The sequence below is a fragment of the Mycobacteriales bacterium genome (genome assembly GCA_035995165.1).
GTDB lineage: Bacteria > Actinomycetota > Actinomycetes > Mycobacteriales > CADCTP01 > CADCTP01.
In genome coordinates, this window is record DASYKU010000055.1 from 1 (window position 1) to 26,953 (window position 26,953).

The following is a 26,953-nucleotide window of genomic DNA, read 5'->3' on the forward strand; positions in this document are numbered from 1 at the left end:
CCTTGTTCAGCCGGACGCGCTCGCGTTCGATCTCCTGCTGCACGCGGCGTTCCTCACGCAGGCGTTCCTTCTCTTCTCGTTCGCGGGCCCGTTCCTCGGCGACTTTCTCCTGGTAGTCGGCCGTGAGCTCGAGCTCGCGCACGCCGTGGTGCCCACGTCCCCAGCCGGACATCCCCGGCCGACCCCGGCTGGTGCTGTCACACAGCGTCACATCGGGGGAGCCCGCGAGGCGCGGTGACCTCACGCGGTCGGCGGCAGATGTGCGCACTTGGGCTGAGGGCGGCGGCCTCGGGCGCCACCACGCATCGGATTGCGCAGCTGATACGTCGGTTGCGACGTTCACGCCCGCAGCTCGCCCTTCGACCAGGAGTAGGCAGGACGGCCGGTGGATCCGGTCGTCGATCGTCCGGAATGCCTAATACCGTCTGCGGATGGGCACCCTGACGGTGGACGGCTACCGGATCGAATCCCTGACCATGCAGAGGTGGGACGCGTTCGCGGATCTCGCCGAACGGCACAACGGCGTGTGGGGTGGTTGCTGGTGCACGTACTTCCACCTCCACCCGGATCCCAAGGAGGAGCGCCGGGCGCTTGGCCAGCGCGAGTTCAAGCGGCGTCTGGTCGAGGCCGGCCGTGCGCACGCTGCCCTGGTTTTCGACGGTGCCGTCGCGGTCGCCTGGGCCCAGTTCGGGACGGTTCCCGAGCTACCGAACATCCACCACCGCAAGGAGTGGGAGCAGGGCGTCGCCCAGACGCCGGACTACCGGATCACCTGCGTGTTCGTCGACCGCGCCTGCCGTCGCGCGGGAATGGCCGCGGTCGCCGCGCGGGATGCGCTGGCGCTGATCGCCGCGGCGGGAGGCGGCCTCGTCGAGGCGTACCCGCACGACCTGCCCGAGGGCACGAAGACCTCGGCATCGTTCCTCTACAACGCCACCCGGACCATGTACGAGCGGCTCGGGTTCAGCTACGAGCGATCGAAGGGTAAGGGCAACTGCGTGATGAGCGCGGTCGTCCCGGCCGCCACGGCATGACAGGTCGCACGCCTGCTCTGCGGGGAGGCCGCGGCGTTCACCATCGGGCAGCTTGACCTGCTACAACCCACCGACCCGACTCCTCGCACCGCGATGGCCGCTCATCGACGACGGTTCCCTGCTCGTGATGCTTCACCATGATCAGGTGAGCTGTCCTCGGCGGAGTCGGCGAGCGGGGGTCAGCCCTTGTAGTCGGGGACCAGTTCGCGGGCGAGTTGTTCGAGGAACAGGCCGGTGTCGGTGACGATGCCGACCGCCTGAGCCGAGCCGCGGTCGGCGAGCTTCGTCACCGTGGCCGGGTTGATGTCGACGCAGACGAGCGGCACCGAGGCCGGCAGGAGGTTCCCGGTCGCGATCGAGTGCAGCATCGTCGCGACCATGATGCAGAAGCCGACGCCGGGCAGCTCGGCCCGCATCGCCCGCTGCCCCTCGATGACGTCGGTGTAGACGTCCGGCAGCGGGCCGTCGTCGCGGACCGAGCCGACCAGCACGAACTTCTTGCCCGCCGAGACCAGCGCGTGCATCACGCCGCTGGTCAGCAGGCCCTGCGAGACCGCGTCCGCGATCGAGCCGGCCCGGCGGATCTGGTTGATCGCGCGGATGTGGTGCTCGTGTCCGTGCGGCACGCCGGCGCCGCGGTTGAGGTCGACGCCGAGCGAGGTCCCGTACAGCGAGGACTCGATGTCGTGGGTGGCCAGCGCGTTGCCGGCGAACAGCACGTCGACGAACCCGGCCCGGATCAGCGCGACCATCGCCGGCGCCGCGCCGGTGTGCACGATCGCCGGCCCGCCGACCCAGAGCACCTTCGTCCCGGCCGCCTTGACCTCGCGGACCCGCTCGGCGATCTGCCGGACCAGCAGCGCCTGCGGCTTCTCGCTGGACACCGTCGAGGACATGAACGCGAAGCCGTCGCCGTCGGCCAGCTCCTCGGCCACCGGCAGCGTGACCCGGACGCCGGTGGCGCCGCAGACGACCTGCTCGCCCGCCTGCACGTCGGACACCGGCACGACCCGGACGGCGTCGTCGGTGACGACCAGCCCGCAGTCCATCTCGGCCCGGTCCACCGGGTGCCACTGCCCGTCCAGGCGGACCTCGGTCACCAGGTTGGTGGTCGAGTAGAACTCGTCCGGGAACACCCCGTCCCGGGGCGCCGGCTGCAGGTCGGCGTCGACGGCGTGCACCGGGTTGACCCCGTGGATCTGCACCCGGTTGAGGATCCGGTGCAGGGTCTCGTCGTCGTCCGCGCCGACCGAGATCCGCGCGTACGACTCGTCGTCGTGCTCGCGGCCGAGGTCGAGGCGGTCGACCTTGTAGTCCCCGCCGTACTCCAGGACGTCGTCGAGCACCCGGGCCAGGACGCCGGTGTCCATCAGGTGGCCGGTGATCTCCACGGTCTCGGTCAGCTTCACGCGCCGCAGGGTAACGCGGAGGTCAGACGATCGCGCCGTCGTCCGGGCCGTCGTCGGAGCGGGTCTCGCGCAGCCGGAGCACCAGCAGCACGCCGCCGGCCAGGACCGACATCACCCCGAGCAGCAGCCCCGCCTGGTCGTCCAGCCCGATGAAGCCGGGCACCGCCATGAACATGATCCCGAGCGCGATGAGCAGCACCGCGAGCACGGTGTGCCGGGACGGGCGGGGGACCGGCGGGGGCGGCGGCGGTTCGAAGTGCTCCTCGGTGTCGTCGTCGAGCGTCGGCGGCCCGTCGATCCAGAGGTCGTCGGCGGCCCGCTCGGCGTCGGCCTCGTACCGGGCCCGCAGCTCGGCCGCCTTGTCCAGGTCCTTGCCGGTCGGCAGCGGGTCGGTGTCGGCCGGGCCGCCGCGGGTGCGCCGGCGGCGGCTGCGCTCGGCCTCCGCGTCGGACCAGGGGTCGGCGATGAGGTCGTCGCGGTCCCGGTACGCCCGGTCGGGCATCGGCGGCCCGCCCAGCCAGCCGTCGCCGCGCAGCGACCCCGGCCGCGTCCCGGCCTCGGGTCCGTTGTCGGGCCGCGGCTCGGTGTCCGGGCGCAGGTCGGGGTCGGTGGCGGGGGGCTGCTCGGTGCGGTCGGCCGGCGCCGTCCAGCCGGCGATGATGGCCTGCCAGGCCCGCTCCTCGGCCGCGTCGGACAGCCCGTGCGACGGCTCGTCGTCGCGGGACTGCGGCTCCGGCCGGGTGCCGTGCGGCGTCTCGGCGTCGACGATCTCGCGGGCCTCCTGGCGCTGGTCCCGATCCACCCAGAGCCGGTCGGTCGGCGGCGAGGGCAGCGAGAGCGTCCGCGTGTACGGCTCGACGTCGGCGGACGGCTCCAGGAAGGCCGGCACCCCGGCCGAGCCGAGCACGTCCAGCAGGTGCTCGCCGACGCGCGGGTCCACGTCCACCAGCGGCACGAACGCGGCCGCGTCCAGCCCGTTGTCGCGCCGGCCCCGCCGGCTGCCCTCGCCCGGCACGTCAGCCCGCGGCCGGGGTGGCGGAATGGGTCCGGACGAACTCCAGGCTGCCGGCGAAGATCGCCGGCGCGTCGTGGTCCAGCGTGGCGACGTGGTACGACTCCTCGAGCAGCACCTCGGTGACCTCGGTCGAGCTCGCCCCGGTCCGCAGCAGCCGGCCCGACATCGATTCGACGACGTGGTCGACCCGGCTGCGGAACAGCAGCACCGGCGCGGTGACCCGGCCCAGGTCGGCGGCGACCAGCGGCCAGAGCCGGGACAGCGAGTGCATCGCCTTCAGCGGTGTCCGGTCGTACGCGAGCTCGGTGACGCCGGGCTTGCGGATGTCGCTGGCGATCCCCGGCAGCGACGGGACGAACCGGTGCAGCAGGGGCAACGCGTACTTCACGTCCTTGCGCTCGGTCCCGAACGAGGGGTTGACCAGCACCAGCCCGGCGACCTCGCTCGGACGCTGCTCGGCCAGCCGGGTCACCAGCGTGCCGCCCATGGACAGGCCCATCGCGAAGACCCGGTCGCAGGTCGACCGCAGGTCGTCGAAGGCGCGCTCGACCTCGCCGTACCAGTCCGGCCAGCGGGTGTCGTTGAGGTCGGTCCAGCGGGTGCCGTGTCCGGGCAGCCGGGGCAGCCGCACGCTCAGGCCGGCGGCCGCGAGGTGTTCGGCCCACGGCCGGAGGCTCTGCGGGGTGCCGGTGAAGCCGTGGCTCAGCACGACACCCACCTCGCCGCCGCTGGCCGCGAACGGCTCCGCGCCGGGCAGCACGCCCACGCCGCACCTCCCTGTCGCCGCTGCCCTTCCATCGTCGCACGTCCCGCTGACGATGTGTCGCGGACTTCGGTCGGTCGGGCGTCGTTGTCGCATCCGGCCACCCGCCCGTAGGCTCCCGGTGACGAAGGAGGACGCGGTGTTCTACTGGTTGTTGAAGTTCGTCGTCCTCGGTCCTTGGTTGCGGCTGCTGTTCCGGCCCCAGGTGGAGGGCGCGGAGAACGTGCCGGAGACGGGTGCGGCGATCATCGCCAGCAACCACCTCTCGTTCTCCGACTCGATCTTCATGCCGCTGATGGTGCCGCGGCGGGTGACGTTCCTGGCCAAGCAGGAGTACTTCACCGGTCACGGGCTCAAGGGCTGGTTCAGCCGGATGTTCTTCACCGGCGTCGGCCAGGTCCCGATCGACCGCAGCAGCGGCTCGGCGGCCAAGGCCGCGCTGGAGACCGGACGGCGGATCCTGGACGAGGGCAAGCTGCTCGGGATCTATCCCGAGGGCACCCGCTCCCCGGACGGCCGGCTCTACCGGGGCAAGACCGGCGTGGCCCGGATGGCGCTGGAGGCCGGCGTGCCGGTCATCCCGGTGGCCATGATCGACACCGAGAAGGTGCAGCCGATCGGCAAGAAGCTGCCCCGGATCCGCCGGATCGGCGTCCGCTTCGGCCCGGTCCTGGATTTCTCCCGGTACGAGGGGCTGGCCGGCGACCGGTTCGTCGAGCGGTCCATGACCGACGAGATCATGTACGAGCTGATGCAGCTGTCCGGCCAGGAGTACGTCGACCTCTACGCGGCCAAGGTGAAGGCCCAGATCGCGGCCCGGGGCAAGATCGGACTGCCGGACGCGGCCGAGATCACCGACGCCGACCGCCCGGCCCGGCTGCCCGACCAGAAGGCCAGCTGACGCGCCGGACGCCGCCCGCGACCGGGCGGCGTCCGGGCCCCGCTCACGTCCTCGCAGTGGCCCGGGGCCGGGCCGGCGGAGCCGAGCAGGGCGGTACCGGCGGCGACCAGCGCGACGGCGAGGGCGGCGATCCGTACGGTCATGGTGGCCTCCGACAGGCGGGGGCCGGACCGTAGGAGCGCCCGCCAACGAACCGCTCAGGGCAGCCGGGCGGCCTCGATGGCGTGCCAGCGGGCGAGGTTGTGGCGGGCGTCGGCGAGCGCGTCGTGCCGGTCCGAGCCACCGGTCGGCAGCGCCGGGCGGCCGGCGTCCTCCCAGCGCTGGGCCAGTTCGTGGGTGAAGCGCGGGATCTCCCGCGGCAGCCCCGGCATCGAGCCCCACAGCTGCGCCAGCACCACGTGGTCGTAGGCCGCGTACCAGGCCCAGAGCTCGATCGGCTCGCCCGGCTCGGTGAGGAACGCGTGCAGATCGTCGCGGATGCGGGTCCGGCTGCGCCAGGCCGGGTCGGCGGGGGAGGGCAGCTTGTCCAGCACGTGCCGGCGCACCCACGGGATCGCGCGGTCCGGGTCGAACTCCGTGGAGACCGCGTAGAACTCGCGCCCGGCCTCGTCCACCATCCCGATCGAGACCAGTTCGACGGTCGCCCCGTCCTCGATGAACTCGCAGTCGTAGTGGAAGCGCATCGCGTCACCGTACGGCGGTAGGTTCCGGGCAGTGTCCGTACGGCCCGAGGAGCTGAAGATGATCTTGATCGTGGTGAAGTGGACGGTCCGGCCCGAGTACGCCGACACGTTCCTCGACCGCGTCGCCGACTTCACCGCGGGCACCCGCGGCGAGCCCGGCAACGTGTTCTTCGAGTGGAACCGCAACGTCGATGACCCGAACGTGTTCACCCTGGTCGAGGGCTTCCAGGACGACGCGGCCGCGGCGCACGTGGGCTCCGACCACTTCAAGGCCGCGATGGACTGGATGCCGGACGTGGTCGCCAGCCGGCCCCGGATCATCAACACGACGATCCCGCAGGACGGGTGGTCGGAGATGGCCGAGGTCACCCCCCGCTAGGCTCGCGCGGACCTGATCGGAGCCGCTCCGGGTCGCACCGGAGCCGAGGAGGAACGATGCGAATCGGCGTGCTCACCGGCGGCGGTGACTGCCCAGGACTGAACGCGGTCATCCGGGCGGTGGTCCGTAAGGGTGTCTCGGTGTACGGGCACGAGTTCGTCGGGTTCCGGGACGGCTGGCGCGGCCCGCTGGAGGGCGAGGCCGCACCGCTGGGTGTCGATCAGGTCCGCGGCATCCTGCCGCGGGGCGGCACGATCCTGGGGACCTCGCGGACCAACCCGTACAAGGTCGACGGCGGGATGGAGAAGGTCAAGGCCGGCCTGGCCGCGGCCGGGGTCGAGGCGCTGGTCGCGATCGGCGGTGAGGACACCCTCGGGGTGGCCAAGCGGCTGTTCGACGACGGCGTGAACGTCGTCGGCGTACCGAAGACGATCGACAACGACCTGGCCGCGACGGACTACACGTTCGGCTTCGACACCGCGGTGAACATCGCGATGGAGGCGATCGACCGGCTGCACACCACGGCCGAGTCGCACCACCGCGCGCTGGTCGTCGAGGTCATGGGCCGGCACGCGGGCTGGATCGCGCTGCACGCGGGCCTGGCCGGCGGCGCCAACGTGATCCTGGTGCCGGAGCAGCCCTTCGACCTCACCGCGGTCTGCGACTGGGTCGAGCGCCGGTTCCAGACGCACTACTCGCCGATCGTCGTCGTCGCCGAGGGAGCCACCCCCAAGGAGGGCACGATGGCCCTGGTCGCCGGCGAGAAGGACGCCTTCGGGCACGTCCGGCTCGGCGGCGTCGGGCAGATGCTGGCCGACGAGATCGAGAAGGCCACCGGCAAGGAGTCCCGCGCGGTCGTGCTGGGGCACGTGCAGCGCGGCGGCACGCCGACCGCGTTCGACCGGGTGCTGGCGACCCGGTTCGGGCTGGGCGCCATCGACGCGGTCCAGGCCGGGGCATACGGGCAGATGGTCGCCCTGCGCGGCACCGACATCGTCCGGGTCCCGCTGGCCGAGGCGACGGCCGAGCTCAAGACCGTCCCCGTCGAGCGGTACGCGGAGGCGGAGGTCTTCTTCGGCTGAGCCGGCCGGGTGGGCGCGCGGCCCGCGGGGTAGGGGCACCCAATACCCCCCGGCACTCCGAAGAGAGGGACCCACGTGGCCCGTGCACTCGCAGGCAGGCGGATCGCCTTCCTCGTCGCGAACGAAGGCGTCGAGCAGGCCGAGCTGACCTCGCCCTGGCAGGCCGTCGAGCAGGACGGGGGCCGGCCGGTGCTGCTGGCGCCCGCGCCGGGGATGGTCCAGGCCTTCACCGGCCGCGAGCGGGCCGCGCGGTTCCCGGTACACCACGCCGTGGACGAGGCGTCGGTCGACGACTTCGCCGGGCTGGTCCTGCCCGGCGGGGTCGTCAACGCCGACCAGCTGCGGGTGAAGTCCGGTGCGGTCGCGCTGGTCCGGGAGTTCGTCGACGCCGGCAAGCCGGTCGCGGCGATCTGCCACGCGGCCTGGACCCTCATCGAGGCCGGCGCGGTGAAGGGCAAGACGATGACCTCCTGGCCGAGCCTGCGTACGGACCTGGAGAACGCCGGCGCGAGCTGGGTCGACGAGGTCGTGCACGTGGACACCAGCGCCGGCTGGACGTTGATCAGCAGCCGCAACCCCGACGACCTGCCCGAGTTCTGCCGGGAGGCCAACCGGGCGTTCGCGTTGTAGCGCATCCTGTATGCAATGACCATGGCCGCACCGGGGACGAGGTTGCCGCTGCGGCCGCCCGCGCACCGGGTCGACCCGGGCGCCCGCTGGCTCTGGGCGTTGCAGGGGGCGCTGGTCACGGCGGTGATCGCGGCCGGCGTACTCGTCCTGTCCCGGGTGCTGGCGAACGACGACGTGCCGCGCTGGTTCGAGATCGTGCTGGCCGTGGCGCGCTGGCTGCTGGTGCCGCTGGCGCTGGTGTCGGTGGTGGTCGAGCCGCTCTGGCGTTACCGGGTGCACCGCTGGGAGGTCACCGCCGACGCCGTCTACACGCTCGAGGGCTGGGTGACCCGGACCTGGCGGATCGTGCCGGTCAGCCGGATCCAGACCGTGGACACCACCCGCGGGCCGCTGCAGCAGCTGCTCGGGCTCACCTCGATCAGCGTCCGGACCGCCTCGCACGCGGGGTCGACCAGCATCGAACAGCTCTCCGCCCCGATCGCGGCCGCGGTCGCCCACGACCTCGGCCTGCGCGCGAACACCATCCGGGACGAGGCCACGTGAGCCGGCGAGGGAGCGAGCATCGCAGGCCCCCCGGGACGCGGTTCCCCGTGCGGGCGCCCGCGGAGCGGAGCGACCGGCGAGGCGGACGAGGGCCGGCACAGTGAGCGTGTTCGGGCCGCCGCCGGTGGGGCGGCGGCGGCTCGACGTGCGGACGCTGGTGACCCGGCTGCTCACGTTGTCCTCGCTCCGGCAGTACTGGGGGGCGCTGCTGCCGCTGCTGGCCGTGCTCGGCGTCCGCGGCGGGTTCCGGTCGGCCGGGCTGGTCGCGATCGTGGTCGCGGTGCTGGTCTTCGCCGTCGGCGGCGCGGTGGTCGAGTGGCTGCGGACCTCGTACGGGGTGCAGGACGGGCGGCTGGTGGTCGAGCGCGGGCTGCTGCGCCGGTCGCTGACCGTGGTCCCGCTGGACCGGATCCGCGGGGTCGACGTGCACGCCTCGGCGTTGCAGCGGCTGCTCGGGATCGTCTCGGTCCGGGTCGACGCCGCCGCCACCGGGGGCAAGGAGGACGAGGCGGTCCTGGACTCGGTCAGCGCGGTCGAGGGGTCGATGCTGCGCGATCTGCTGCTGCGCGAGGTGCCGGTCCATCCGGCGGGCCCGGCGCCGGGTCCGATCGGTGCGGCGCCCGGCGCGCCCGTTCCGGCGCCCGCCCCGCCGCAGCTGCTGGCCCGGTTCGAGCCGCGCTGGCTGCTCTACGCCCCGCTGGTCGGCGGCTACCTGCTCGCCCCGCTGGCCGCGTTCGGGGCGCTGGCCAACCTGGCCGACGACGTCCGGCTGCCGCTGCACCTGCGGCGCTGGCTGCAGGACGCGCTCGGCGAGCGCCCGGGCCTGCTGCTGCTGGCCGGGGTGGCCGCGGTGGTGATCGTGCTGTCCGTGATCGGCGCGGTGATCACGGCCGCGGTGGCCAACTGGGGGTTCACGCTGACCCGCCGCGGCGGCACCCTGGTCGCCGAGCGCGGGCTGCTCTCGCGCCGGCAGGTCTCGCTGGAGCACGACCGGATCCGGGGCTACGCGCTGGCCGAGCCGCTGGCGCTGCGCGCGGTCGGGGCGGCCCGGCTGACCGCGCTGGTCACCGGGCTCGGCGGGGGAGACGACGAGGGCGGTACGGGGCGGCGCGGCCAGCTGCTGCCGCTCGGCCCGGCCACCGTGGCCCGGTCGGTGGCCGCGGCCGCGGTGACCCGCTTCGACCCGCCGCTGCGTCGGCACCCGGCCGCGGCCCGCCGCCGCCGGCTGGTCCGGGCCGTGCTGCCCTGGCTGGTGCCCGCGGCGCTGTTCGGCGCGTTCCGGCTCTGGCCCGGGCTGGCCGTCTGCCTCGGGCTGGCGCTGATCGGGATCCCGCTCGCCCTGGACCGGTACGCCGGGCTCGGCAACGCCGTCGACGCCCGCTCGGTCTCGGTCCGGTCGGGCTCGTTGCGCCGCCGCCAGGTCGTGCTGGCCCGCCGCGGGGTGGTCGGGGCGACGGTCCGGCAGACCTTCTTCCAGCGCCGGGCCGGCCTGGCCACGGTCACGGTCGCCACCGGTGCCGGCAGCGGTGGATACGCGGCGATCGACATCGGCGCCGCCGACGCCGTCCGGCTGCTGCGCGAGGTCGACCCGGTCCGGATGGCGCCCCTGTCTACGCTGGTCCCGTGACCGACCTCTCCCTGCGACCGGATCTGCGACCGGACGACCTGGGCCTGGACGCGTGGCGCTCGCTGCCCGCGGCCCAGCAGCCCGAGTGGCCGGACGCGGCGGCGCTGCGGGCGGCCGCGGCGGCGCTGTCGGCACTGCCGCCCCTGGTCGTACCGTCCGAGGTGGACACGCTGACCGAGCGGCTGGCCGCGGTGTCGCGGGGCGAGGCGTTCCTGCTGCAGGGCGGCGACTGCGCCGAGACCTTCGCCGGGGCGACCGAGCCGGCGCTGCGGGCGACGCTGAAGACGCTGCTGCAGATGGCGATCGTGCTGACCTACGGCGCGAGCGTCCCGGTGGTGAAGGTCGCCCGGATCGCCGGGCAGTACGCGAAGCCCCGCTCGACCCCGCTGGACGCGCTCGGCCTGCCGTCGTACCGGGGGGACATGGTCAACGACCTGGCCCCGGACGCGGACGCGCGACGGCCCGACCCGGGCCGGCTGCTGCGCGCGTACCAGACCGCGGCGGCGACGCTGAACCTGTTGCGGGCGGTCGCGACCGGTGGCGAGTCGGCGCTGTCGCGGGTGCATGACTGGAACAAGGACTTCGTCCGCACCTCCGCTTCCGGCGCCCGGTACGAGCAGCTGGCCCGGGAGATCGGCCGGGCCATGGACTTCATGAAGGCCTGCGGGATCCGGGACGAGAGCCTGCAGTCGGTCGAGCTGTTCTGCTCGCACGAGGCGCTGATCCTGGAGTACGAGCAGGCGCTGACCCGGGCCGGCGTCGGCGGCCAGGGCGCGTACGACCTGTCCGGACACTTCATCTGGGTCGGCGACCGGACCCGCTCCCTCGGCGGCGCCCACATCGACTTCGTGTCCCGGCTGTCGAACCCGATCGGGCTCAAGGTCGGCCCGTCGGCCAAGCCGGAGGACGTGGCCGAGCTGGTCGAGCGGCTCGACCCGACCGCGAAGCCGGGCCGGCTCACGCTGATCTCCCGGATGGGCAACCGCAAGGTGCACGACCTGCTGCCGCCGGTGATCGAGAAGGTGCTGGCGACCGGGCGGCCGGTGGTCTGGCAGTGCGACCCGATGCACGGCAACACCGAGGAGAGCGCGAGCGGCTACAAGACCCGGCACTTCGAGCGGGTCGTGGACGAGGTCCGCGGCTTCTTCGAGGTGCACCGGGCGCTGGGCACCCACCCCGGCGGCATCCACGTCGAGCTGACCGGCGAGGACGTCACCGAGTGCCTGGGCGGCGCGCAGGAGATCAGCGACGCCGACCTCAACAACCGGTACGAGACCGCCTGCGACCCGCGCCTGAACACCCAGCAGGCCCTCGAGCTGGCTTTCGAGGTCGCCGAGATGCTCCGCGCATGACAGAGGGCCCGATGCCGCCGACACCGGGCCCTCGGTCAGTGCGTTACCGCAGTGCGCCGGCCGCGATCAGGGTGGCGATCGCCTGGCCGGGCTGGCCGGACACCGACTGCACGTCCGCCTGGGCCGACAGCGCGGCCGCGTTCGCGGGCGCCCGGCCCGCCACCGCGACCGACTGCTGCAGGTCCCGTACGACCGAGACGACCTTGTCGCCGGCCGCGAACGGGTCCCGGGTGGTGCGGGTCAGGTCGCCCGCCGCCCGGGCCAGCGCCGCCACCACGGACGCCTTGTCCTTGACGGTCTGACCGGACCAGAACCGCGGCGTCAGCGCCGTGGCCAGGTCCGCCCGGGCCGCCCGCAGCGCCGCGTCCCCGGTGCCGAGCGAGTTGCGGGCCGCGACCAGCCGGGCCCGCTGACCGTCGGTCCGCAGCCCCCACCCGTACGGGTAGGCCGGGGCGTAGTTCGCGTCGCCGACGTTGATCGGCTCCTGGTCGGCGTTCGCCGGCCAGGTCTGGGACAGCCGGCCGGTGAACGGCTTCGCGCCGAACAGCACGTCCGCGACGCCCGCACCCTCGCTGCCGGGCAGCCAGGACGCCACCAGCGCATCGACGCTGCTGGAGTCGAACACCTGCGGCCGGCCGGAGACGACCAGCACCACGCACTTGCTGATCGCGGCGCAGACCTTGTCCACGGTCGCGGCGTCGGCCGCGTCCAGGGTCATCGACTTCGGCTCGAGCTGCTGCGGCGTGCAGAAGTTGCACGACGGGGCGCCCACGTCGCCGAAGCCCTCCGAGTACGGCGTCTCGCCGACGACGACCACGCCGACGTCCGCGCCCGCGGTCGGGGCCGAGCCGTCCGCGCTGAAGGTCACGTTGCTGTCGGCCTGCCTGATCCCGTCCAGGACCGTGGTGCCGGGGATGACGCCGTCGCCGGAGACGCCCTGCCACTGCACGGTCCAGCCACCGGCCTGGTTGCCGATGTCGTCGGCGTTGCGGCCGGCGACGTAGACCTTCTGGTTCTTCTTCAGCGGCAGCACGTTGCCGGAGTTCTTCAGCAGCACCTGGGACTCGGCCACGGCCTGCCGGGCCACCGCCCGGTGCTGGGCCGACCCGACCTGGCCGAGGTTCTGCCGCGGCGTGAACGGCCGCTCGAACAGCCCCATCTGGAACTTCTTGGTGAGGATCCGGCTCACCGCGTCGTCGATCCGGGCCTGGGTGACCCGGCCGGCGTTGACCTCGCCGAGCAGCGTCGACTCGAAGTCGGCGAAGTTGTTCGGCTGCATGAACATGTCCGTGCCGGCGTTGACGCCGATCCGCACGTGCTCGGCGAAGGTGTCGCCGGGCAGCTGGTCGATCGCGTTGTAGTCGGAGATCACGAACCCGTCGTCGAAGCCGAGCTGGCCCTTGAGCACGTTGGTGATCAGGTCCTCGTCGGCGTGCATCTTCAGCGGGTTGCCCAGGCCGTCGTCGGTGAAGTCCACCGACGAGTACGACGGCATGATCGTGCCGACCTTGTGCTGCTGCACGGCCGGGACGTACGGCGCGAGCGCGAGCCGGTTCCAGTCGGCCCGGCTGACCTGGTCGACGCCCTGGTCGATCGTGTAGGTACCCGATCCCGTCCCGTACGTGGTGAGGCCGTCACCGGCGAAGTGCTTCGCGCTGGCCAGGACCCGGTCCGGCCGCGCCAGCCCGGAGGCCTGCGGCCCCTGGAAGCCGTCGATGGAGGTCTCCATGGCCTCCACCAGCGACGGGTCCTCACCGAAGGACTCGTACGAGCGGCCCCAGCGGGTGTCCCGGGCGACGCACAGGCACGGCGCGAACGCCCACTGCGGCCCGGTCGCCCGGGTCTCGGTCGCCGCGACGTGCTCGACGTTCTCGACCAGCGCCGGGTCCCGGGTCGAACCGAGGCCGACGTTGTGCGGGAAGACAGTCGCGCCGACCAGGTTGCCGTGGCCGTGCACGGTGTCCACGCCGTACAGGATCGGGATCTGCAGCCGGGTGGTCAGCGCCGACGCCTGGAACGTGTCGACCATGTCCGCCCAGGCCTCGGGCGTGTTCGGGGTCGGCGTGGAGCCGCCGCCGGACAGCAGCGAGCCGAGCAGGTCGGACGCGACCAGCGACGGGTCGTCGGTGACCGCGGCCCGCTCGGCCTGGGTCATCTGGCCGATCTTCTCCTGGAGCGTCATCCGGCCCATCAGGTCCCGGACCCGGGCCGCGACGGACAGCTTCGCGTTCAGGTACGGCAGGCCGTTGGCGTCGATGACGACCGTGGCCCTCGCCTTCGCGGTGTCGACGCCGGGGGTCGAGGAGGTGACCGTGACCGGCACCGTCTCGGCCGTCTCGGCGGTCGTGTCCGTGGTGGCGGAGACGGCGATGTCGCGGGTGGCGCCGGAGGCGGTGCCGGCCGGGAAGGTGACCGTCCCGGAACCGGCGGTGTAGTCGGCGCCCGCGGTGGCGGTGCCCTTGCCGGTCGCGTACGAGACCGTGACCGGGGTGGCCAGCGGGGCGCCGGAGGGCGTGGACAGCACCAGCGAGACGTCGGCGCTCTGGCCCTCGGCGGTGAGCGCGACCGGGGCGGCCACGCTGACGGTGGCGACGCCCGGGGCGGGCGCCGCGGCGGCGGCGACCGGCAGCCCGGTCACGGCCAGCAGGGCGACGGACGCGGCCGCGACCAGGCCCGGCGGGCGTGGAGTACGGCGGCGTACGGCGGGTGGAGCAGGTTTCGACACGGAACACTCCCGTTCTTCGGCGGCACGGGCGGGACATGGGGATGCCCGTAACGGACCGAATCACGCTCGTCATCCGATGTCGAGGGTTCGCGCTGCTCCGATCGCTCTCGTATCGTCCGGGTTTCGCTGCGCCGAAAGGATCCGTACCCCGCGGACCGGGTCAGTCCTGCCGGCTGGGGAGGGTCCCGTTGGACGAGGCGGGCCTGCTGTCCGAGCCGAGGTCGGACAGCAGCTGCCGGGCCAGGCCGAGCCCGGTGCCGCCCATGGTCAGCGCCTTGGCCAGCAGCTCCGACACTCCGTCGGCGCCGTTGAGCACGACCATGTGGTCGATGTTGCCGAACGCGCCGGCGCCCGCGGCCACGATCGCCGGCCACTGCTCGGCCAGCTGCTGGGCGACGACCGCCTCCTGGTTCTCGGCCAGTGCCTTGGCCCGGGCCTCGATCGACTGCGCTTCGGCCAGGCCGCGGGCGCGCGCCGACTCGGCCTCGGCCAGCCCGCGGGCCTGGGTCGCCGCCGCCTCGGCCTCACCGGTGGCCCGGGTCGCCTCGGCCATCGCCAGCCCGCGGGCCCGCGTCGCGGCCGCCTCCGCGGTCGCCGCCGCCTCCACCCGCATCGCGTCCGCGGTCGCCCCCAGCTCGGTCTGCCGGGCGTCGGCGGCGGCCCGCAGCTCGGTCTCCCGGGCGTCGGCCTCGGCCCGGCTGATCCGGGCGTCCCGCTCGGCCTGCGCGCCGGTCGTCGTCTCGTACGCCCGGGCGTCGGCCGGCTTGCGCACCTGTGACTGCAGCCGCTGCTCGGCCAGGTCGGCCTCCAGCTGCGCGGCCCGGGTCTCCTGGACCACGACCTCCTGCCGGGCGCTGGCCTCGGCCAGCGGGCCGGCCTGCCGCGCGGTCCCGGCGGCGCGGTCGATCTCGGCCTGGTAGCCGGCCTGCAGGATCTGGCTCTCCCGGACGGCGCCGGCCTTGGCCGCGTTCGCGACCTGCTCGGCCTGGGTCGCCTCCTGGTCGCGCTGGGCCTCGGCGATCCGGGCCGCGGCGGCGACCGCGGCCGCGTGCGGCTTGCCCAGGTTGGCGATGTAGCCGGACTCGTCGTCGATCTCCTGGATCTGCAGGGAGTCGACGACCAGCCCGAGCTTGCTCATCTCCACGGCCGAGGACTGCCGGACCTGGCCGGTCAGCGCGTCCCGGTTGTGGATCATCTCCTCGATCGTCAGCGAGCCGACGATCGAGCGCAGGTGCCCGGCGAACAGCTCGTGGATCGTCGAGCTCATCTGGTCCTGCTGGTCCAGGAAGCGCCGGGCGGCGTTGGCGATCGAGGTGAAGTCGTCGCCGACCTTGTAGATCACCACCGCCCGCACCATCACCGGCAGGCCCTGCTTGGTGACGCAGGAGACCTGCAGCTGGGCGCCCTGGGTGTCCAGGGACAGCCGCCGCGCGGTCTGGAAGCCGGGTACGACGATGGTGCCCTTGCCGGTGATGATCTTGAAGCCGAGGCTCTCCGCGGTGTCGCCGTTCACCCCGTGCGCGCCGAGCCCGGAGATGATCAGCGCCTGGTTCGGCTCCGCCACCCGCCACACGATCCGGAACAGCAGCACCAGCACCAGCACCGCGACGACGACGACACCGGCGAGGATCAACACGGTCACGACGAGCTCCAGATCAGCGGTTCAGCGGTTCAGCGGCGTGACGAGGACGGTACGCGGGGCGTCGTACTCGACAACCAGGACCAATGTCCCCACATCGATCGTCGTGCCGGGATCGGCCGCGTACGCGTAGAAGGCCTCCGAGCCGCCGCGGACGGTGAGCATCACCTCGCCCACCAGCCCGGGACCGATCCGGCCGGTGACGCGCCCCTGCCTGCCGATCACCGATGAACCCTACCGATTCGGGCTCATCCTCTCGGCGGTGACCGCGGAACGGCGGCCGAGCAGCGAGGGGATCGTGGCGACCGCGACGGTCAGCTCGTCCAGCAGGTCGCCGGACAGCGCCTGGGCCCCGTCGCAGAGCGCCCGCTCCGGCTCCGGGTGCACGTCCACCATCACGCCGTCGGCGCCGGCGGCCATCCCGGCCCGGGCCAGCGGCAGCACCAGGTCCCGCCGGCCGGCCGCGTGCGACGGGTCGACGATGACCGGCAGGTGCGACATCGAGTGCACCATCGGCACCGCGGAGACGTCGAGCATGTTGCGGATGGACGGCTCGAAGCCGCGGATGCCGCGCTCGCAGAGCACGATGTCGAGGTTGCCGCGCTGGGCGATGTACTCCGCCGCCATCAGCCACTCCTCGTACGTGGCGGTCAGGCCGCGCTTGAGCATGACCGGCTTGCCGGCCGAGCCGACCGCCTGCAGCAGCGGGAAGTTCTGCATGTTGCGGGTGCCGATCTGGAACATGTCGGCGTGCTCGCCGACCACGTCGACGTCGGCCGGGTCGACGATCTCGGTCACCACCGGCAGGCCGGTCTCCTTGCTGACCTCGGTGAGGATCTTCAGCCCCGCCACGCCCAGCCCCTGGAACGCGTACGGCGAGGTGCGGGGCTTGTAGGCGCCGCCGCGCAGCAGCGTCGCACCGGCCCGGCGGGCCTGCTGGGCCGCGGCCAGCGTCTGCTCGGCCGACTCGACCGCGCACGGCCCGGCGATGAGCGTGAACGTGTCCGGCCCGATCGGGACCCCGCCGACGCTGACCGTGCTGCGCCGGGCGTTGTTCTCCGAGCTCACCAGCTTGTACGGCGCGGTGATCCGGACGACCTCGCCCACCCCGGGCAGCAACCCCACGTCGACGGTCTCCAGCACCTCCTCGGAGCCGACCACACCCACGATCGTGCGGGTGACGCCGCGGCTGACGAAGGCGGAGCCGCCGGCGCTCTCGACGTGCGCGACGACCTCGGTGAGGTCGTCGTCAGTGGCGCTGGCGGTCATCACGATGACCATCTGGGGCTCTCCTAGAACGACGAAAGCCCCGGACCGCAGTGGTCCGGGGCTCGAAGGCGGGTGGGTCGGCTAGTGCGCGCACCGCCGGCCCGACCCGGGGATCCCGGACCGGTCGGCATACTCGAAGCGCGGCACGGGACGGAGGCTAGCAGGTCAGATCCCGTAGATCGTCACCGTGGTGCCCTGCTTGCGGGTGGTGCCGCCGCGTGGCGACTGGGCCAGTACGTTGCCGAACTTCAGCGCCCGGACCTTCACCTGGAAGCCGGCCGCCGCCAGCTTCTGCTGGGCCGACTGGAACGACATCCCGCGCACGTCCGGGACCTCGACCTCGGCCGGGCCGGTGGACACGACCAGCCGGACCACGCTGTTGCGGGCGGCCGTCCCGCCGGCCGGGGCCTGCGAGACGACCAGGCCGGCCTCGACCTCGACGCTGGCCTGCTCGACGACCTGCGGGCGCAGGCCGGCGTTCTGCACAGCCGCGACCGCGTCCTCCTCGTCCTGCCCGGCCACCGCGGGCACGGGCACCGGCGGGCGGCCGGTGGAGAGCACCACGGTGATCGAGCGGCCGCGCAGCACCCGGCCGCCGGCGCCGGGATCGGAGCCGATCACCCGGCCGTCGGGCACGGTCTCGCTGCTCCGCCCGGTGAACGTCGCGCTCAGCCCGGCGTCGGCGACCCGGCTGCTGGCCTGGGCCCGGGACAGCTGGGACAGCTGCGGTACGGCGACGAACCGGCCGTTGCCGAAGTACCAGGCCGCGGCGCCGGCGCCGGTCGCGAACACCAGCACGAGGAAGGCCGCGACCAGCCGGCCGGTCCGCTTGCGGCGCTGCTCGGCCGGCCAGGCGCTCCCGTCGGCCGGGCTGATCCGGCTCGCGCCGCGGCGCGGCTCCGGCCGCCCGGCCGCCGGCCGCTCGTACGCGGGGCGCCCGGCCGCCGGCCGCTCGTACGCGGGCAGTGCGGTGGTCCCGCGCGGCCCCCGGGTCGAGGGGGCGGTCGGCCCGGTGGGCCCGGTCCATGCCGTCGCGCCGGCCGCCGCCGGTGGCGGCTCGACGCCGAGCGCGCCGGCGATCTCCCGGGAGGGCACCTTGCGCAGCCCCAGGTCGGTGCGGGCCATCGCCAGCTCGGCCAGGAACGCGCCCGCGTCGGCCGGGCGGCCGCCGGGCTCGCGCCGGGTCGCCCGCTGCACCAGCTCGTCCAGCTCGGGTGGGATGCCCGGCGCCCGGGTCGAGGGCGGCGGCACGTCGTCGTGCACGTGCCGGTACGCCACCGCCAGCGCCGAGTCGCCCCCGTACGGCGGGGCGCCGGTGAGCAGCTCGAAGAGCAGGATCCCGGCCGAGTAGACGTCGGTGCGGGCGTCGGAGGCGCCGCGGGCGACCTGCTCGGGGGAGACGTAGGCGACGGTGCCGAGCACCATCCCGGACTGCGTCGACGTGCTCGGCGCGGCCACCGCCCGGGCCAGCCCGAAGTCGACGACCTTGACCGTGCCGTCGGTGGAGACCAGCACGTTCTCCGGCTTGACGTCGCGGTGCACCAGCCCGGCCCGGTGCGCGGCGGCGAGTGCGGCCAGGATCGGCTCCAGCACCGAGACGGCCTCGTCCGGGCGCAGCCGGCCGCGGCGGCGCAGCACCTCGCGCAGCGTGCTGCCGGCGACCAGCTCCATCACCAGGAACACGACCCGGCCGGCCGGGGTCTCCTCGGCCCCCTGGTCGAACACGGCGACCGCGTTCGGGTGGGAGAGCCGGGCGGCCGTCCGGGCCTCGCGGACGAAGCGCTCGGTGAAGGCCGGGTCGTGGGCCAGCGCCGGCGCCATCACCTTCACCGCGACCCGGCGGTCCAGCCGCAGGTCGGTTCCCGCGTACACGGTGGACATGCCGCCACGGGCGATCGGCGCGTCGACGCGGTAGCGCCGGTCCAGCACCGTCCCCGGTAGGGGGTCGGCCACGGTCGTCCCGGTCACGTCGCGAGTGTAGGCAGCGACACCGCACAGGTGGTCCCACCACTTCGTGCCGGGCCTCTAGAATGGCGGCTGAGTACACACACCGGGGAGCCCGCCGGAGCGGGCTGAGAGGCGGGCGACCGGCCCGCGACCCGTAGCACCCGATCGGGGTAATGCCCGCGCGGGGAGGGAGTGGGAACACGTGGAATCAGATCCCTTCATAGTGGCCGGGCAGGCGCTGCGGAGCCGGCTGCTCGTCGGGACCGGCAAGTTCGCCGCCCACCCGGTCATGCGGGACGCGGTGCTGGCCAGCGGGACCGAGCTGGTGACCGTCGCGCTGCGGCGGGTGGACCTGGACCGGGCCGGGGACGGCGACATCCTCGACTTCGTCCCGCCCGGCGTCCGGCTGCTGCCGAACACCTCCGGCGCGGTCGACGCGGCCGAGGCCGTCCGGCTGGCCCGCCTGGGCCGGGCCGGCACCGGGACGGACTGGGTCAAGCTCGAGGTCACGCCCGACCCGCGGACGCTCGCGCCGGACCCGATCGAGACGCTGCGGGCGGCCGAACTGCTGGTCGCCGACGGCTTCACGGTGCTGCCGTACTGCTCGGCCGATCCGGTGCTGTGCCGGCGGCTGGAGGAGGCCGGATGCGCCACGGTCATGCCGCTGGGGGCCTGGATCGGGTCCAACCGCGGGCTGCGGACCCGGGACGCGATCGAGGTGATCGTGGCCCAGGCCGGTGTCCCGGTGGTGGTGGACGCCGGGCTGGGCGTGCCGAGCGACGCGGCCGAGGCGATGGAGACCGGCGCGGACGCGGTGCTGGTGAACACGGCGATCGCGGTGTCCCGGGACCCGGTCGCGATGGCCCGGGCGTTCGCGCTGGCGACCGAGGCCGGGCGGCTCGGCTACCTCGCCGGCCGCGGCCTGGTCACGGACGCGACGAGCGCCGACGCCTCGTCCCCGCTCACCGGGTTCCTGGGTTCGGTGACAGCCTGATGGCCGCGCCGAAGGGTCGGTTCGCCCGCTACCTGGACACGGTCGACGTCACCGCGCTGTCGACCCGCGACTACACCGACGCCGACGTGACCGCCGCGCTCGGCCGGGAGAACCGCGACCTGGCCGACCTGGCCGTGCTGCTGTCCCCGGCCGGGACGGCCCGGATCGAGGACATCGCCCAGGCCGCCCGGGCCACCACGCTGCGCCGGTTCGGCCGGGCCGTCCGGCTCTACGCGCCGCTGTACGTCTCCAACGCCTGCCTGTCCTCCTGCACGTACTGCGGGTTCGCCAAGGACCTGGCGATCTCGCGGCGGACCCTGACCGTGGACGAGGTCGAGCAGGAGGCCGGGCTGCTCACCGGCCGCGGCTTCCGGCACCTGCTCCTGGTGGCCGGCGAGCACCGGGTCGAGGTCTCCCAGGACTACCTGGTCGAGATCATCGAGCGGCTGCGCCCGCTCGTGCCGTCGCTGTCGATCGAGACCCAGACCTGGTCCGACGACACGTACCAGCGGCTGGTGGCGGCCGGGCTCGAGGGCGTCGTGCACTACCAGGAGACCTACGACCGGACCCGGTACGGCGAGACCCACACCGCCGGCTGGAAGCGCGACTACGACCGCCGGCTGAACTCGACCGAGCTGGCCGGCGAGGCCGGCGTCCGGCGGCTCGGCGTCGGCGCGCTGCTCGGCCTGGCCGCGGACTGGCGGGCCGACGTGCTGTCCGTCGCCGCGCACGCCGCGTTCCTGGTGAAGAACTTCTGGCGGACCGAGGTCACGGTGTCGCTGCCGCGGATCAAGCCGTCCATGTCCGGCTACCAGCCGCTGGTCCCGGTCTCCGACGCCCAGTACGTGCAGGCGCTGTCGGCGCTGCGGCTCTTCGAGCCCGAGGCCGGGATCGTGCTGTCCACCCGGGAGCCGGCGGCGCTGCGGGACGGGCTGGTCCGGATCGCGGTGACCACGATGTCGGCCGGCTCCTCGACCGAGCCGGGCGGCTACTCGGCCCCGGGCGTGGCGACCGAGCAGTTCTCCATCTCCGACGAGCGCTCGCCGGCCGAGGTCGCGGCCATGCTGGAGAAGGCGGGCTACGAGCCGGTCTGGAAGGACGCCTTCCCGCTGGTGGGGTGAGACACCGGTTTCCTGGTTGTTTCGCCGGTTAGCCGGCGCAGCTAGTTTCGCCGCCATGGCGTGGATCACGCAGGGCTGGCGGTTCCGCCCGCGCGACCACGCCCCGCACGGGTGGGGCCGGCTCGGCGCCTTCGTCGACGGGGTGTACGCGATCACCGCCACCCTGCTCGTCATCGAGCTGCGGCCGCCCGAGGACGCGGAACCGGGTCAGCTGGGCGCCGAGCTGCTGCACCTGGCCCCGCAGTACTGGGCGTACGCGATCGGGTTCGTGCAGATGGTCGCGGGCTGGCTGCAGTCGCGGCGGCTGGATGCCTGGAGCCGCGGCACCGACCACTACTCGACGCTGCTGATCCTGCTCGCGGTCGGGGTCTACTCGCTGACCCCGTTCAGCACCGCGGTGCTGGCCAGCGCGCTCGGCAGCGGCAACCGGCACGACCTCGGCACCGCGGTGCGGCTGATGGCGATGCTGCTGTTCGTCGCGCTGCTGGCGTTCGCGGGGCTGCTGCTCTACGCGCGCTGGGCCGGGCTGCTGCGGGAGGACGTGGAGCCGGCCGCGCTCTCGCTCTACCTCCGGACGGCGGTGCTGGTGGTGCCGGTGGTGCCGTTGATCGCGTTCGCCGTGTCGTACTGGTCGGGCTGGATCGGGCTGGCGCTCATCGTCGGGCTCAACGCGCTGGGGTTGCTGCCGCTGGAGTCCCATCGGCCGCCGGCCGGCGTCGAGCGCGGACCGCGGCGAGCCATCCGGTCGCGCCGACCGGGATGATCGTCACCAGCACGACCAGGTAGCCGATCATCGCGGCCGAGCCCCAGCGCGGCTCGTCGTGGAAGCGCAGCAGCGCGAGCAGCTCCAGCACCCCGAAGACCGTGTACGCCACGGTGCCGGTCGCGACCCGGCCCAGGTCCCGCTCGGCCAGCGTCAGCAGCGCGGCCACCCCGAACGCGACCAGCCAGGCCGCGACCACCCGCGCGGTCAGCGGCGTCAGCGTCCAGGGCCAGAGCGTGGTGGCGGTCGACGGCGCCACGAACAGGACCACCCCGGTCACGAGCATGACCAGGCCCTGCACCCCGAACGCCGCGGCCAGCCAGGCCGGCACCGGGTGCCGCCGGTCCGGGTCCGGGCCGGACGCCCGCTGCTGCCGGACGGTCAGCGCGGTCAGCGCGACCGGGACCACGACGTACACGGCCAGCCAGAACCAGGCCGCGAACCGGGCGATGGTGCCGTCGGCGCCGAAGTGGAACTTGTCCAGGTGCAGCAGGGTCGCGACCAGCGTCAGGGTGGCGAAGACCGCGACCGTGACGACCGGGATCCGCGCGTGCGCCCAGGCGGTCGAGCGCAGGCCGAGCACGACGAGCACGCAGCCGGCCGCGTACCCGGCGCCGAGGAAGGCGGCGGTCAGCGGCGGCTTGATGGTCCAGGCGAAGTACGCATCGGTGTGTGCGGACAGCACGTAGAGCTGGTTGGTGGCCAGCGCGGTCAGCACCACGAAGACGCCCAGCAGCGCCTTCGTCCCGCGCGAGACCCCGCGCACCTCGCCGGTCACTGTTCCCACCCCCGTGTCGCTTCTTCAGGACTGTGCAAGATTCTCGGTCACCTTCGGCATTCCCGCGCCGCTAATCTCCAGGTCATGCCGGATTCCGGGGCGCCGCTCACGCCCGACCGGCGGGTGCGCGTGTTCGTCTCGTCCACCCTGCAGGAGCTCGCGGCCGAGCGGGGCGCCGCCAAGGAGGCGGTGACCCGGCTGCGGCTGACCCCGGTGATGTTCGAGCTCGGGGCCCGGCCGCACCCACCCCGGGAGTTGTACCGCGCGTACCTGGCCCAGAGCGACGTGTTTGTCGGCATCTACTGGCGCCGGTACGGCTGGGTCGCGCCGGGGGAGCCGGTCTCCGGGCTGGAGGACGAGTACCTGCTCTCCGGCGACCGGCCCAAGCTGATCTACGTCAAGACGGCCGAGGACCGGGAGCCGCGGCTGGACGCGCTGCTGAACCGGGTCCGGGACGACGACCGGGCCGCGTACAAGCCGTTCGAGCGGCCGGAGGAGCTGGCCGACCTGCTCGCCGACGACCTGGCCGTGCTGCTGACCGAGCGGTTCGCGGCGCCGCCGGCGCCGGGCTCGCCGGGGCTGCGGGCGCCGCACCTGCCGCTGCCGCCGACCGCGATCGTCGGCCGGGACGCCGAGGCCGCGGCCGTCACGGCCCTGCTCGGCCGCCCCGGGGTCCGGCTGGTGACGCTGGTCGGGCCGGGCGGGATCGGCAAGACCCGGCTGGCGCTGGAGGTCGCGGGCCGGGCCGCGCCCGAGGGGGCCTGGTTCGTCGACCTGGCCCCGATCGGTGACCCGGCGCTGGTGCCGGGCGCGATCGCGGCCTCGCTCGGGGTCCGGCCCGAGGGCAGCGCGCCGGTGCTGGACCTGCTGGCCGACCGGCTGCGGGACCGGCCGGTGCTGCTGGTGCTGGACAACTTCGAGCAGGTGCTGCCGGCCGCGGCCGACGTGGCTGCGCTGCTGGCGGCCTGCCCGTCCGTACGGCTGCTGGTAACCAGCCGGACCCCGCTGCGGCTGCGCGGCGAGCACGAGGTGCCGCTGGCGCCACTGCCGGAGCCGTCCGCGGTCGACCTGCTCATCGAGCGGGCGCGGGGGGTCCGGCCCGGCTTCGACCCGAACCCGATCGACCGGGACGCGCTGGCGCAGATCGCCCGCCGGCTCGACGGCATCCCGCTCGCGCTGGAGCTGGCCGCGGCGCGGCTGCGGCTGCTGCCGCCGGGACAGCTGCTGCATCGCCTCGCCGACCGGCTGGACCGGCCGCTGGACCTCCGCGCCGGGCCGGTCGACCTGCCCGACCGGCAGCGCACGCTGCGCTCGACCATCGAGTGGAGCTACGACCTGCTCGAGCCGGGGGAGCGGGCGCTGCTGGAGCGGCTGTCGGTCTTCGCCGGCACGTTCACGCTGGCCGCGGCCGAGCACGTCGCGGCCGAGCCGGACCCGGTCGAGCCGCTGTCCTCGCTGGTCGCGCAGAGCATGGTCGGCCCGAGCGGCGAGGACGAGGACGGCGACCCGCGCTTCGGGATGCTCGACATGGTCCGGGCGTACGCGCGGGAGCGGCTGGAGGCCGGCGGCGAGCGGCGGGCCACGCTGGCCCGGCTCTGCGACTGGCTGCGGGCGTTCGCCGGTAACGCCGGCCCCGCGCTGATCGGCCCGGACAACCGGCTCTGGGCCCGCCGGGTCGACGGCGAGCTGGACGACCTGCGCTCGATGATGCGCTGGGCGCTGGCCAACGACGACGCGTCGACCGTGGTCCGGCTGGCCGCGCCGCTGTTCCCGTACTGGTGGTCGCGGGGACTGCTGGCGCCGATGCGGGAGCTGGCCGACCAGGCCGCCGCGCTGCCCTCGGCGGCGGCGCTGTCGCCGGAGGAGGCCGCGCTGCTGCTCTGGGCCCGGGGGATGCTGCGGATCGCGGTGGGGGACACCGCGGGGGCCCAGCCGTACCTGGCCCAGCTGCGGGACGCGGCCGCCGCGCTCGGCTACGACCGGCTGCGGGCGCACGCGCTGACCGGGCTCGGGCTGGCCGAGGCCGCGCCCGGCACCACCGCCGACGTCGAGCAGCTGGACGAGGCCGTCGCCGTGTTCCGGCAGGCCGGGGACGACTGGGGGCTGGCGTTCGCGCTGTCCGCCCGTGGTCAGCTCGCGCTCGTCTCCGGCGACCCGGCCGCCGCCACCCGGCTGCACACCGATGCGCTGGCCGCGGCCGACCGGGTCGAGTCCGACCACCTGCGGGCCCAGATCCTGGACCTGCTCGGCGCCGACACCCTGGCCGGCGGCGACCTGGCCGCGGCCTGGGGGCGGTTCGCCGACGCGGCCCGGGTGCACGCGGCCCTGCAGGACCAGGAGGGGTCGGCGTACTGCCTGGACGGGCTGGCCGGGCTCGCCCTGGCCGGCGGGAACGCCGCACTCGCGGCCGAGCTGCAGGGCGCCGCCGCGCACGCCCGCAGCGTGGTCGGGGTGGCGATCTGGCCCGGGATGAAGCCGCTGGCCGACGCGCTGGCGGCCGCGGTCGACTCGCTGCTCGGGCCGGCCGACGCGGCCGCGGCCCGGGCCCGAGGCGCGCGGCGGCGGGTCCCGGAGGTGCTGGACTGGGCCCGCGACGCGACGAAGCCGTCCGCCTAGACTCCCTGCCCGTGCGTGCCGCTGCCCTTCTCGTCCTGATCGCCGGGACCGTCGCGGCCTGCTCGTCCGGCGGCGGCGCGGCCCCGGCCCCCGCGGCCGGCGGCTTCACCCCGGCCGACGTCCAGCGCACGATCGACGCCGAGCTGCCGCGGACGTTCCCGGACCTGCGGGTCGGGCCGGCGAGCTGCCCGTCGGACCTGAGCCCGCAGCCGGACAAGCCCGGGGCCTGCTCGATCACGGTGGAGGGCGTCCGGGTCCGGGTCCGGGTGGACCGGGTCGACGGCGCCAGGTTCAAGGTCGCCAGCGACCAGGCCGTGATCCCGGTCGGGCGGCTGGAGTCCTCGCTGCAGCCGGCCGTCTCGGCCAAGGGCGGGCAGTCGTACACGGTCGACTGCGGGGACGAGGCGGTGAAGGTCTTCGACCCGCCCGGCACCCTCACCTGCGTGGCGACGCCGGCCCGGGGCGCCGCGGTCCGGCTCACGGTCACGATCTCTGACAAGCAGGGCAACTACACGTTCCAGCCGGAGAAGGACTCCTGAACGCGATCGTCGTGGTCGGGGTCGGGCTGGCCGGGGTCCGGACCGCGGCGGAGCTGCGGGCGCGGGGGTACGCCGGCTCGCTGACCCTCCTCGGGGCCGAGGAGGGACCGCCGTACGACCGGCCGCCGCTGTCGAAGCAGGTGCTGCTGGAGGATGCCGAGCCGCCGCCGCTGGACCCGGAGTGGCTGTCCGATGTGGACGTACGGACCGGGGTGACGGTGACCGCGGTCCGGCCCGGCGTGCTGGCCACCTCGGCCGGGGACGTCGGCTGGGACGGGCTGGTGCTCGCGACCGGGGCGGCGCCGCGGCGGCTGCCCGGCTCCGACGGCGGCGCGCACGTGCTGCGCAGCGCGGCCGACGCGCTGCACCTGCGGGCCGCGCTGGTCCCGGGCGCGCAGGTGGTCGTGGTCGGCGCGGGCTGGATCGGAGCCGAGGTCGCGACCGCGGCCGCCCGGCGCGGCTGCCGGGTCACGGTCCTGGAGGCGGGGGTCGCCCCGCTGGTGACCGCGCTCGGCCCGGCCGCCGGCGCCGCCACCACCCCCTGGTACGCCGAGGCCGGGGTCACGCTCGAGACCGGCGCCGCCGTGTCCACCGTCGATTCCCGCGGTGTCGGGCTGGCCGGCGGGGGACGGGTCGACGCCGACGTCGTGGTCGAGGCGATCGGAGTCCGGCCGCGGCTGGACTGGCTGGCCGACTCCGGCATCGACGTGGACCCGGCCGGCGGGGTCATCGTCGACGAGCACGGCGCGACCTCCGCGGCCGGCGTGGTCGCGGTCGGGGACTGCGTGGCCCGCTGGTCGCCGCGGGCCGGGCGCCGGGTCCGGACCGAACACTGGGACGACGCGCTGCGGGCGCCGGCCGCGGTCGCGGCGACGCTGCTGGGCTCGCCCACGGTCTACGACCCGGTCCCGTACGTCTGGTCCGAGCAGTTCGGCCGGTACGTCCAGTGGGTCGGCTGGCGGACGGGGGACCGGCCGTCGCTCTGGCGCGGGGATCCGGCCGCCGCGACCGGCTGGTCCGCGGTCTGGCTGGACTCCGGCGGGCGGCTGTCCGGGCTGCTCGCGGTGGACCGGCCGCGGGACGCGACCCAGGCCCGCAAGGGGATCGACGCCGGCGCGGTCCCCGATCCCGCCCGCCTCGCCGA

The 26,953-nt window shown here is 74.4% G+C and carries 23 protein-coding genes, 1 pseudogene and 1 riboswitch; of the genes and pseudogenes, 14 read left to right on the plus strand and 10 right to left on the minus strand.

Features of this window, described 5'->3' with window-relative positions; genetic code table 11:
* Positions 1–431 precede the first annotated feature (431 nt).
* Entirely contained in the window at positions 432–1,034 is a 603-nt protein-coding gene (locus VGP36_09310) for a hypothetical protein (GenBank protein HEV7654914.1), read from the plus strand.
* 179 nt (positions 1,035–1,213) lie between these two features.
* Here the strand turns inward: VGP36_09310 and VGP36_09315 are convergent, their stop codons facing one another.
* Genes VGP36_09315 through VGP36_09325 form a run of 3 tightly spaced genes read right to left on the minus strand, consistent with a single transcriptional unit; the run spans position 1,214 to position 4,224 of the window.
* Entirely contained in the window at positions 1,214–2,443 is a 1,230-nt protein-coding gene (locus tag VGP36_09315; protein HEV7654915.1) for a TIGR00300 family protein, read from the minus strand.
* 22 nt (positions 2,444–2,465) lie between these two features.
* Entirely contained in the window at positions 2,466–3,458 is a 993-nt protein-coding gene (locus tag VGP36_09320; protein ID HEV7654916.1) for a hypothetical protein, read from the minus strand.
* 1 nt (position 3,459) lies between these two features.
* A complete protein-coding gene (locus tag VGP36_09325; GenBank protein HEV7654917.1) occupies positions 3,460–4,224 on the minus strand; it encodes an alpha/beta fold hydrolase in 765 nt (254 codons plus the stop codon).
* Between the two features lie 136 nt (positions 4,225–4,360).
* Between VGP36_09325 and VGP36_09330 the strand changes: the two genes are divergently transcribed.
* Entirely contained in the window at positions 4,361–5,122 is a 762-nt protein-coding gene (locus VGP36_09330; GenBank protein HEV7654918.1) for a lysophospholipid acyltransferase family protein, read from the plus strand.
* Between the two features lie 197 nt (positions 5,123–5,319).
* Here VGP36_09330 and VGP36_09335 read toward each other — a convergent pair whose 3' ends face one another.
* Positions 5,320–5,805, minus strand: a complete 486-nt coding sequence (locus VGP36_09335) for a polyadenylate-specific 3'-exoribonuclease AS (protein HEV7654919.1) — start codon at positions 5,803–5,805, stop codon at positions 5,320–5,322.
* Between the two features lie 58 nt (positions 5,806–5,863).
* Between VGP36_09335 and VGP36_09340 the strand changes: the two genes are divergently transcribed.
* The 6 genes from VGP36_09340 to VGP36_09365 all read left to right on the plus strand — a co-directional run bounded on the left by VGP36_09340 (position 5,864) and on the right by VGP36_09365 (position 11,418).
* On the plus strand, positions 5,864–6,184 hold the full coding sequence (locus tag VGP36_09340; GenBank protein HEV7654920.1) for a putative quinol monooxygenase: 321 nt from the start codon (positions 5,864–5,866) through the stop codon (positions 6,182–6,184).
* Positions 6,185–6,240: 56 nt separating this feature from the next.
* Positions 6,241–7,266, plus strand: coding sequence for a 6-phosphofructokinase (locus VGP36_09345; protein HEV7654921.1), 1,026 nt, complete (start codon positions 6,241–6,243; stop codon positions 7,264–7,266).
* A gap of 75 nt (positions 7,267–7,341) precedes the next feature.
* On the plus strand, positions 7,342–7,896 hold the full coding sequence (locus VGP36_09350; protein HEV7654922.1) for a type 1 glutamine amidotransferase domain-containing protein: 555 nt from the start codon (positions 7,342–7,344) through the stop codon (positions 7,894–7,896).
* Between the two features lie 21 nt (positions 7,897–7,917).
* Positions 7,918–8,439: a PH domain-containing protein gene (locus VGP36_09355; protein HEV7654923.1), complete on the plus strand. Its 522-nt coding sequence runs from the start codon at positions 7,918–7,920 to the stop codon at positions 8,437–8,439.
* A 100-nt stretch (positions 8,440–8,539) separates the two neighbouring features.
* Complete coding sequence (locus tag VGP36_09360; GenBank protein ID HEV7654924.1) at positions 8,540–10,066, plus strand: PH domain-containing protein; 1,527 nt, start codon at positions 8,540–8,542, stop codon at positions 10,064–10,066.
* Positions 10,063–11,418 (plus strand): 3-deoxy-7-phosphoheptulonate synthase class II, encoded by a 1,356-nt coding sequence (locus tag VGP36_09365; GenBank protein HEV7654925.1) that lies wholly within the window; start codon positions 10,063–10,065, stop codon positions 11,416–11,418. Before VGP36_09360 ends, VGP36_09365 begins: the two co-directional genes overlap by 4 nt.
* A 43-nt stretch (positions 11,419–11,461) precedes the next feature.
* Here VGP36_09365 and VGP36_09370 read toward each other — a convergent pair whose 3' ends face one another.
* The 5 genes from VGP36_09370 to pknB form a co-directional block, all read right to left on the minus strand.
* Entirely contained in the window at positions 11,462–14,143 is a 2,682-nt protein-coding gene (locus VGP36_09370; GenBank protein ID HEV7654926.1) for a glycoside hydrolase family 3 N-terminal domain-containing protein, read from the minus strand.
* 160 nt (positions 14,144–14,303) lie between these two features.
* Positions 14,304–15,785: an SPFH domain-containing protein gene (locus VGP36_09375; protein HEV7654927.1), complete on the minus strand. Its 1,482-nt coding sequence runs from the start codon at positions 15,783–15,785 to the stop codon at positions 14,304–14,306.
* A 21-nt stretch (positions 15,786–15,806) separates the two neighbouring features.
* Entirely contained in the window at positions 15,807–16,007 is a 201-nt protein-coding gene (locus VGP36_09380) for a hypothetical protein (protein ID HEV7654928.1), read from the minus strand.
* A 9-nt stretch (positions 16,008–16,016) separates the two neighbouring features.
* Positions 16,017–17,063: a 3-deoxy-7-phosphoheptulonate synthase gene (aroF, locus tag VGP36_09385; GenBank protein HEV7654929.1), complete on the minus strand. Its 1,047-nt coding sequence runs from the start codon at positions 17,061–17,063 to the stop codon at positions 16,017–16,019.
* A gap of 153 nt (positions 17,064–17,216) precedes the next feature.
* On the minus strand, positions 17,217–19,019 hold the full coding sequence (gene pknB / locus VGP36_09390; GenBank protein ID HEV7654930.1) for a Stk1 family PASTA domain-containing Ser/Thr kinase: 1,803 nt from the start codon (positions 19,017–19,019) through the stop codon (positions 17,217–17,219).
* A 73-nt stretch (positions 19,020–19,092) separates the two neighbouring features.
* Positions 19,093–19,203: riboswitch (TPP riboswitch) on the plus strand.
* On the opposite strand from pknB, the gene VGP36_09395 reads away from it, so the two are divergent.
* From VGP36_09395 to VGP36_09405, 3 genes are all read left to right on the plus strand, one after another.
* On the plus strand, positions 19,201–19,992 hold the full coding sequence (locus VGP36_09395; GenBank protein HEV7654931.1) for a thiazole synthase: 792 nt from the start codon (positions 19,201–19,203) through the stop codon (positions 19,990–19,992). (Overlaps the previous riboswitch by 3 nt.)
* A complete protein-coding gene (thiH, locus tag VGP36_09400) occupies positions 19,992–21,113 on the plus strand; it encodes a 2-iminoacetate synthase ThiH (protein HEV7654932.1) in 1,122 nt (373 codons plus the stop codon). The genes VGP36_09395 and thiH overlap by 1 nt, the downstream gene beginning before the upstream one ends.
* Positions 21,114–21,168: 55 nt before the next feature.
* Complete coding sequence (locus tag VGP36_09405) at positions 21,169–21,876, plus strand: TMEM175 family protein (protein HEV7654933.1); 708 nt, start codon at positions 21,169–21,171, stop codon at positions 21,874–21,876.
* Here VGP36_09405 and VGP36_09410 read toward each other — a convergent pair.
* Entirely contained in the window at positions 21,779–22,654 is an 876-nt protein-coding gene (locus VGP36_09410) for a hypothetical protein (GenBank protein HEV7654934.1), read from the minus strand. The genes VGP36_09405 and VGP36_09410 overlap by 98 nt on opposite strands.
* A gap of 84 nt (positions 22,655–22,738) precedes the next feature.
* On the opposite strand from VGP36_09410, the pseudogene VGP36_09415 reads away from it, so the two are divergent.
* The 3 genes and pseudogenes from VGP36_09415 to VGP36_09425 all read left to right on the plus strand — a co-directional run.
* A pseudogene (locus tag VGP36_09415) lies at positions 22,739–23,005 on the plus strand (DUF4062 domain-containing protein).
* 2,276 nt (positions 23,006–25,281) lie between these two features.
* Positions 25,282–25,809, plus strand: coding sequence for a hypothetical protein (locus VGP36_09420; GenBank protein HEV7654935.1), 528 nt, complete (start codon positions 25,282–25,284; stop codon positions 25,807–25,809).
* An 11-nt stretch (positions 25,810–25,820) separates the two neighbouring features.
* On the plus strand, positions 25,821–26,953 hold a 1,133-nt coding region (locus tag VGP36_09425; GenBank protein HEV7654936.1), incomplete at its 3' end, for an FAD-dependent oxidoreductase.

Excerpts from the sequence above, each read along its gene's own strand:
- VGP36_09405 (HEV7654933.1), top strand. The coding sequence starts at position 21,169 with ATGGCGTGGATCACGCAGGGCTGGCGGTTCCGCCCGCGCGACCACGCC.
- thiH (HEV7654932.1), top strand. The coding sequence starts at position 19,992 with ATGGCCGCGCCGAAGGGTCGGTTCGCCCGCTACCTGGACACGGTCGAC.
- VGP36_09310 (HEV7654914.1), top strand. The coding sequence starts at position 432 with ATGGGCACCCTGACGGTGGACGGCTACCGGATCGAATCCCTGACCATG.
- VGP36_09345 (HEV7654921.1), top strand. The coding sequence starts at position 6,241 with ATGCGAATCGGCGTGCTCACCGGCGGCGGTGACTGCCCAGGACTGAAC.
- VGP36_09355 (HEV7654923.1), top strand. The coding sequence starts at position 7,918 with ATGGCCGCACCGGGGACGAGGTTGCCGCTGCGGCCGCCCGCGCACCGG.
- VGP36_09335 (HEV7654919.1), bottom strand. The coding sequence starts at position 5,805 with ATGCGCTTCCACTACGACTGCGAGTTCATCGAGGACGGGGCGACCGTC.
- VGP36_09340 (HEV7654920.1), top strand. The coding sequence starts at position 5,864 with ATGATCTTGATCGTGGTGAAGTGGACGGTCCGGCCCGAGTACGCCGAC.
- aroF (HEV7654929.1), bottom strand. The coding sequence starts at position 17,063 with ATGGTCATCGTGATGACCGCCAGCGCCACTGACGACGACCTCACCGAG.